General features: G+C 59.9%; 8 protein-coding genes and 1 rRNA gene. 8 read left to right on the top strand and 1 reads right to left on the bottom strand.

The genetic code is table 11. The features are described 5' to 3' along the window. Positions 1-33: 33 nt before the first annotated feature. Positions 34-810 (bottom strand): LuxR family transcriptional regulator, encoded by a 777-nt coding sequence (locus tag MUW49_RS00615; RefSeq protein ID WP_010672236.1) that lies wholly within the window; start codon positions 808-810, stop codon positions 34-36. Between the two features lie 211 nt (positions 811-1021). Between MUW49_RS00615 and MUW49_RS00620 the strand changes: the two genes are divergently transcribed. The 8 genes from MUW49_RS00620 to MUW49_RS00655 form a co-directional block, all read left to right on the top strand. Beyond that, positions 1022-1783 (top strand): DUF3450 domain-containing protein, encoded by a 762-nt coding sequence (locus MUW49_RS00620; RefSeq protein ID WP_191967228.1) that lies wholly within the window; start codon positions 1022-1024, stop codon positions 1781-1783. Continuing rightward, positions 1780-3087 (top strand): MotA/TolQ/ExbB proton channel family protein, encoded by a 1308-nt coding sequence (locus tag MUW49_RS00625; protein ID WP_244812312.1) that lies wholly within the window; start codon positions 1780-1782, stop codon positions 3085-3087. The genes MUW49_RS00620 and MUW49_RS00625 overlap by 4 nt, the downstream gene beginning before the upstream one ends. Further along, on the top strand, positions 3084-3614 hold the full coding sequence (locus MUW49_RS00630; protein WP_041214167.1) for a MotA/TolQ/ExbB proton channel family protein: 531 nt from the start codon (positions 3084-3086) through the stop codon (positions 3612-3614). The genes MUW49_RS00625 and MUW49_RS00630 overlap by 4 nt, the downstream gene beginning before the upstream one ends. Further along, complete coding sequence (locus MUW49_RS00635; RefSeq protein WP_010672232.1) at positions 3611-4012, top strand: biopolymer transporter ExbD; 402 nt, start codon at positions 3611-3613, stop codon at positions 4010-4012. The genes MUW49_RS00630 and MUW49_RS00635 overlap by 4 nt, the downstream gene beginning before the upstream one ends. Further along, a complete protein-coding gene (locus tag MUW49_RS00640; protein WP_202044879.1) occupies positions 4009-4671 on the top strand; it encodes an energy transducer TonB in 663 nt (220 codons plus the stop codon). The genes MUW49_RS00635 and MUW49_RS00640 overlap by 4 nt, the downstream gene beginning before the upstream one ends. Before the next feature lie 2 nt (positions 4672-4673). Then, positions 4674-5852 carry a hypothetical protein gene (locus MUW49_RS00645; RefSeq protein WP_214005911.1) on the top strand — a complete coding sequence of 393 codons (1179 nt, stop codon included), beginning with the start codon at positions 4674-4676 and terminating at the stop codon, positions 5850-5852. A 216-nt stretch (positions 5853-6068) separates the two neighbouring features. Continuing rightward, complete coding sequence (locus tag MUW49_RS00650; RefSeq protein WP_198497328.1) at positions 6069-6245, top strand: hypothetical protein; 177 nt, start codon at positions 6069-6071, stop codon at positions 6243-6245. A 15-nt stretch (positions 6246-6260) separates the two neighbouring features. Further along, positions 6261-6350, top strand: a 16S ribosomal RNA gene (locus tag MUW49_RS00655); the annotation flags it as partial.

The following is a 6350-nucleotide window of genomic DNA, read 5'->3' on the forward strand; positions in this document are numbered from 1 at the left end:
GCATTGCGGCTCTTTTGGTTTTGGCAAAACAGGCTACGACAGCCGCAGGTTGGTGATGGTCACGTCGTCCAGGGAAGGCACAATGATGCCGCTGGAGATGCTCTTGGCAATCGCCTGGTTGCGGTTGCGCGAGTCCGTCTTGTTGGTGACCTGATTGAGGTGGAAGTTCACGGTTCGCTCGCTGATGCCGAGGATGGTGGCGATCTCCCAGGAGGTCTTGCCCTCGCTGGCCCAGAAAAGGCACTCCTTCTCCCGATCCGACAGCTCGGCCAGGTATTTCATCAGGTCTGGCCTGGCCTTGATGAGGGTCAGGGCCGAGTTGAAGATGTAGCTGGCACAGAATGACAGCAGGGGAACGTTTTCAAACATCAGATCGGAATTGGACTTCTCCTTGCTGATGAAAGAGAGGATGCCGTGTTCCCCCTGCGGCGTGTGCAGCGGGAAGGAGACGCCGTTCCTCACCCCGAAGTCGGCGGCGAGGTTCATTACTTCCCTGCTGGCGCTGGGCAACCAGGGGGCATCACAATCGAGCTTGTTCCAGAAGATGGGCTGGGTCTGCTTCAGTCCCAGGAAGACGACCGGATCCTGGGTCAGGTAGTGCCGTTCCGAATAGGCATCAAACCAGCTGGTGGGGCAGTTGTTGAACAAGGCCACATGGGATTTCTGCATACTGATGGGGAAAATAATCAGCAAACGGAAGTAATCAAACCCCATCTGATGACTGAAGCGCTCCAGTTGTTGCTGGATCTCGCTGGTCTTCTTCGCCTTGGTGAACCGATCTATGTGTTCCCAGATCGCATCGTTAAACATGTAAGTCTCCTTTTTCGATCACTTATCTTGCTGATCGAAAAGACATTTTTTAGTTATTTAAAATGGTGTTGCGACTACCAACGCCAGTTATTCCCGTACTTGTCTAAAAAGTATCCTGTTTTTTCGGCCAGAGGCCAAGAAAATCATCTGATTGCCAGTGACCCTACTCTTTGAGACAATGAGAATAGTTATCATTGTTAAGATTTATATCATGAACAAGTTTTGGGGTCTGGCCTTGTTACCCATGGCCGTTCATTGCGTCGTGTCCGCCGAAGAGGTGGTTGCGCCAGCATTGAAGAACAGTATCGCCGACGGGAAAGCCTCCCAGCTGCGTGTGGAGAAAGCCGCCGATGGAGCCGTCGCCGCCAGGATTGAGCTGCAAAATGCCCAACTGCAACTGCGGGATCTGGAAGCCTACAACCGCTACATGCAGTCTCTGGTGGCCGATCAGCAAAACGAGCTGGGCAAGCTGAACCAGCAGTTGGAGGCGGTACAGGAGACCAGACAGGGGCTTGTCCCCCTGATGCTGCAGATGCAAGCCGATCTGGAACAGCTGGTACAGGATGACATCCCGCTACGCAGAGAGGATCGTCTGGCGCGGGTTGCTGCCTTGAAAGCGACGCTGGCTAGAGCCGATGTGAGCGAGGCGGAGAAGTTCCGCCAGCTATTGCAGGCCTATCAGATTGAAGCCGAATACGGCAGCAGGCTGGACCATTATTCCGCCGAGCTGGTGCTGGATGGCGCACCGCGCCGGGTCGACGTGCTGGCTCTGGGTCGGATCTCCCTGCTGGCGATGACCGCCGATCGCTCCCAGGCGTGGCGCTGGTCTGCCGAGCACAAGCAGTGGCAAGCCCTCGACGGCCAGTGGCTCTCCCCCATCGCCGAGGCGTTGGAAATGGCTGCCGACAAGAAAGTTCCCCAGTTGTTGAATGTCCCCCTTTCCGTCAGCCGTGGTCAGGAGGCCCAGTCATGAGCGTCACCATGAAGTGGTTACCCCTTGCCCTCGCCCTCTCTCTGGGCACCACAGCCGCCGTGGCCGAGGAAGCCTGGCAGCAGCAGGAACAGGCCCGTGAGCAGAAGGCTCAGCAGGATCTGGCGTCTGTCTCCAGGGATCTGAGCAGTGCCCGTGCCAAGCTGGCCGAGGCCCAGCGCCTGAGCAAGGCGCTGGCCAGCCAGTTCGCGGCCAATGAAAAGCAGCTGGTGGAGCTCAATACCCAATGGGAGCAAGCCTCCGGCGACATGAACGACATCTTTGCGGTCACCCGTCAGGGCGCCAGCGATGCGGTCAAGTTGCTGAGCGAATCCGCCGTCGAGGGCCAGTATCCTGATCGTCTCGCCCCGCTGAAAACCATGGCACAGGATAAACAGGTGCCGGATCGCGCCGCCCTTGCCCTGCTGCCAGCCACCTTGCTGCAGGAGATCCGCGAATCGGGCCGGGTTGCCCAGTTCAACGGCAAGGTGCTTGATGCCCAGGGCGTTGCCAGCGAGCAGACGTTGACCCGGATCGGCAGCTTCGCCCTGCTGGGCGATGCTGGTTTCTTGCAACCGGGGGCCGAAGGCCTGAGTCCGGTGCTGGGCCTGCCAGGCAGCGTGCTTTCCGCTGTGGCCGCTTATCAGGGTCAGGAGGGAGAAGCGTTGCCGTTGGATCCCTCCCACGGTGTTCTGCTCGATATGCTGGCCCAGGCGCCCACCTTCTGGCAGCAAGTCCAGCAGGGCGGCCAGGTCGGCGCCATCATCGTGCTGCTGGCAGCCATCGGCCTGGGGATCGCTGGAGTACGGCTGTGGAGCCTCTCTCGCGAACTGGGTCGGGTTCGTCGCCAGCTCAAGAGCGGTGAATATCATGCCGACAACGCCCTCGGCCGGGTGCTGACGGTGGCTGACAAGCATCCAGAACTGAGCATGGAGACCCTCGAACTGCGTCTGGATGAGGCGATCCTGCAGGAGACCCCTCGCCTGGAGCGCGGCATCGGCATGGTCAAGGTGATCGCGGCCATCGCCCCCATGCTGGGTCTGCTCGGGACAGTGACCGGTATGATCGGCACCTTCCAGGCCATCACCCAGTTCGGTACCGGCGATCCCAAGATCATGGCGGGCGGCATCTCCATGGCCCTGGTCACCACGGTGCAGGGTCTGGTAGCGGCCATTCCGCTGATCCTGGCCCACAGCCTGTTGCAGTCCCGTTTCACCGAGCTTTCCAACGTGCTGGAACAGCAGGTGGCCGGGATCCTGGCCGAGCGGGCCGAAAGCAATGGTGACAGGGTGGAGCGGGTAGCATGATGCTCGACATCTGGCAGCAGTTGCAGAGCTTCATGGGCCGTGGCGGCCCGGTGCTCTGGGTCATTCTGGCCTTGCTGGTGCTGATGTGGATTCTGATGATCGAACGGCTGCTCTACCTCAACCTGGGGTTTGCACCGTTGCAGCGCCAGCTGCTGGGCCGCTGGCAGGCGCGTCGCGAGCGTCACAGCTGGCACGCTCGCGCGATTCGCGGGCGCTGGCTGGCAGAAGTGGAGCTGGCGCTCAACCGTCATCTGATCTTCATCCGCACCCTGGTGGTGCTCTGCCCCATGCTGGGGTTGCTGGGTACAGTGACCGGCATGATAGGCGTATTCGATGCGCTGGCTGCGGCCAACCGCTTTAACCCGGAGAGCATGGCGGGCGGGATCTCACGCGCCACCATCCCCACCATGGCAGGCATGGTGGTGGCCCTCTCCGGCGTGTTGTTACTTAGCCGGCTCGAGAGTCAGGCCAAGCGTGCGCTGGCCAAGACCCGGGACGGCCTGCGAGAAGAGAAGGTAATGCAATGAGACGGCAATCCAAACGCCAGCGCGATGAAGTGCAGATCGACATGACCCCCATGCTGGATATCGTCTTCATCATGCTGATCTTCTTCATCGTGACCACCTCCTTCGTGCGCGAAGCCGGGCTTGAGGTACACAGACCCCAGGCCAGCCAGGCCAAGGCGCAGAAATCGTCCAGCATCATGCTGGCGATCGGCGCTCAGGGGCAGATCTTCCTCGACCGCAAACAGGTGGATGTGGAGCGGGTGCAGGCCACCCTCGCCCGACTGTTGGCGGAGCAGCCCGAGGCAAGCCTGGTTATCCAGGCCGACGAGCGGGTACCCCACGGCAAGGTGGTGCGGGTGATGGATGAAGCCAAGGCGGCAGGCATCGCCAACATCGCCGTGGCGGTGGCACCGAAATGAAACACAAGTTGATGAGCCTGGGACTGGGGATCGCCCTCAGTCTGGGCATCCTGTTGTTCATGGCCACCCTGGTGGAGCCGCCCGGAGGGGAGAAGGCGACCACAGAGCAGAAATCCATCGTCATCAACATGCAGAACGAGGTGACCGAGGTACAGGTGCGTGAGCGGCCGGTACCCCAGGAGCCGGAACCCTTGCCGGAGCCGCCTGCCGCGCTGGCTTCGACACCGATGCCCATGCCGGCGGCGGCCCCGCTGCCTTCGGTACAGCCGAGCCTGGATCTGGTCTCGACCCTGAGTGCGGTACAGGTCTCTGCCCCTGGCGTGGCGACCAGTCCCACTCCGGTCGCGAGCGGCAATTTCCATGGTCAGCAGCAGGGTACCGGGATCGGTGCCGGCGACATGCTGATGCCGCTGCAACGGGTTGAGCCCGTTTATCCCTACCGGGCCCAGCAGGCCGGCATCGAGGGGTCCGTGACCTTGCGTTTCAGCGTCGATGCCGACGGCCGGGTACAGGATGTGGAGGTGGTCGAGGCGAAGCCGAAGCGCCAGTTCGAGCGAGCGGCCATTCAGGCGATCAACAAGTGGCGCTATCAGCCGAGGCCGGGCGCCACCGACAAGCTGGTGCAAGTCATCACGCTCAAATTCAAATTGGAGTCATAACCATGTTGCGGATCTGGATCTGTCTGCTGGCCCTGGTCAGCCAAGCCTGTCTGGCGATGGAGGTGAGCCCTCATTTCTCCCGCCAGCTGGAGCCCGTGATGAAGCTCTATCAATCCGGCCAGTGGCAACAGGCCCAGAGCAAGGCGGCTGTGCTCAAACCCGGTTCCGAGGCTGAGCACGCCTGGCTGGCGCAGTTACAGGCGTCTCTGGCCGCCAACCTGCAGCAGACCGCACAGGCGAGTCGCTACGTGGAGCAGGCTCTTGCCTATAAAGAGTGGCCAGAGCAGCAACGACTTCAGTTGTTGCGTCTGCGAGGGGATATCCAGGCCCAGCAATCCAACTGGTCCGGCGCCATCGCCAGCTACAAGGCCGCATTGGCCATCAAGGCTGACGATGCCTTGCGTCTGCGCTTGGCTGGCCTCTATTACCACAACAAGCAGTACGGCGAGGCAGCCAGCCAGAGTGAACAACTGTTGAAGAAAAGCTGGCAGAAGCAGGCAGCCATCATCCGCCTCTCCTCCCTCACTGCATTGCAGCGTTACGGCGTGGCTGCGGATCAGGCCGAAGAGTTGATCCGCCGCGAGCCAAAAGAGAGCAAGTGGTGGCAGCAGGCTGTGTCGCTCAATCTCTCCGCCAAGCGTGGTGATCGAGCGCTTGCACTGCTGCAAACCGCCATCGACCGTCAACTGATGGATGATGCCGCCGCCCGCAACCAGCTGATCCGCCTGTATGCCTGGCAGGGACTGCCTTATCGCGGTGCGCGTCTGCTGGAGTCTGCCATGGCCAAGGGGCAGATGAAGCAGAACGCCGAGAATCGCCAATTGCTGGCCCAGTTGTGGGAAGGGGCACGTGAGTGGCCAAAGGCTGTGGACAGCTGGCAGCTGCTTGCCCGGGAACATGCTCACCCCAAGGCCGCCATGCGTGCCGCCGAACTGCTGCTGCAACAGGGCAAGACGGATGCCGCCATGACCCAGCTCGTGGCCATCAAGTCGGTGAAGGGAGAGCAGGGCAACAGAGCCAAGGCCCTGCTGGTGCAGGCACACCTCAATAAAGAACAATATGCTCAGGCGCTGGTGTTGGCTCGCGAGCTGCAACAGCAGAACAACTGGCAAGACAGGGCGACCAGCTGGGTCAACTACATTCAGGCCCAGACTGACGGTATGAACAAAAAAGCGGCATGAAACTGGGGTAAACTCTCATTTCATGGGGTTTAGCCTGCTTTTTCAGCAAACGAGCGCATTTTTACAAAAAGCTCTTGTCATCACGGCGCGGCTCCCTATAATGCGCCCCTACCAGCACGGCGTACCACGCCAACCTGATGAGCCAGCTTCCTTAGGAAGTGGGCGCCGAAAGAAAAGCGAAAACAACCGCTTGACTTTCGAAGTGAGGGGCGTAAGATGCGCCTCCTCAACGCGATAAGCGTGACGCTCTTTAACAATTTGAATCAAGCAATCTGTGTGGGCACTCACAGCATCGAGCATCAAAAACAATTTTTGATATCAATGTCTGATGAAGTGACCAAAGCAACTTTTAAGTTGCAGCAGTTAATTCAGCAATTCATTGAGCCGCCTTAACAGGCAACCAAACTTAAATTGAAGAGTTTGATCATGGCTCAGATTGAACGCTGGCGGCAGGCCTAACACATGCAAGTCGAGCGGCAGCGGGAAAGTAGCTTGCTA

The sequence above is a fragment of the Aeromonas sp. LsrichE-8G genome, from assembly GCF_022869435.1.
In the GTDB taxonomy this organism is placed as follows: domain Bacteria; phylum Pseudomonadota; class Gammaproteobacteria; order Enterobacterales; family Aeromonadaceae; genus Aeromonas; species Aeromonas caviae.

Bases quoted from the DNA above. Each gene is read 5' to 3' on its own strand.
- MUW49_RS00635 (WP_010672232.1), top strand. From the start codon at position 3,611: ATGAGACGGCAATCCAAACGCCAGCGCGATGAAGTGCAGATCGACATG.
- MUW49_RS00630 (WP_041214167.1), top strand. From the start codon at position 3,084: ATGATGCTCGACATCTGGCAGCAGTTGCAGAGCTTCATGGGCCGTGGC.
- MUW49_RS00645 (WP_214005911.1), top strand. From the start codon at position 4,674: ATGTTGCGGATCTGGATCTGTCTGCTGGCCCTGGTCAGCCAAGCCTGT.
- MUW49_RS00620 (WP_191967228.1), top strand. From the start codon at position 1,022: ATGAACAAGTTTTGGGGTCTGGCCTTGTTACCCATGGCCGTTCATTGC.
- MUW49_RS00640 (WP_202044879.1), top strand. From the start codon at position 4,009: ATGAAACACAAGTTGATGAGCCTGGGACTGGGGATCGCCCTCAGTCTG.
- MUW49_RS00615 (WP_010672236.1), bottom strand. From the start codon at position 810: ATGTTTAACGATGCGATCTGGGAACACATAGATCGGTTCACCAAGGCG.
- MUW49_RS00650 (WP_198497328.1), top strand. From the start codon at position 6,069: ATGCGCCTCCTCAACGCGATAAGCGTGACGCTCTTTAACAATTTGAAT.
- MUW49_RS00625 (WP_244812312.1), top strand. From the start codon at position 1,780: ATGAGCGTCACCATGAAGTGGTTACCCCTTGCCCTCGCCCTCTCTCTG.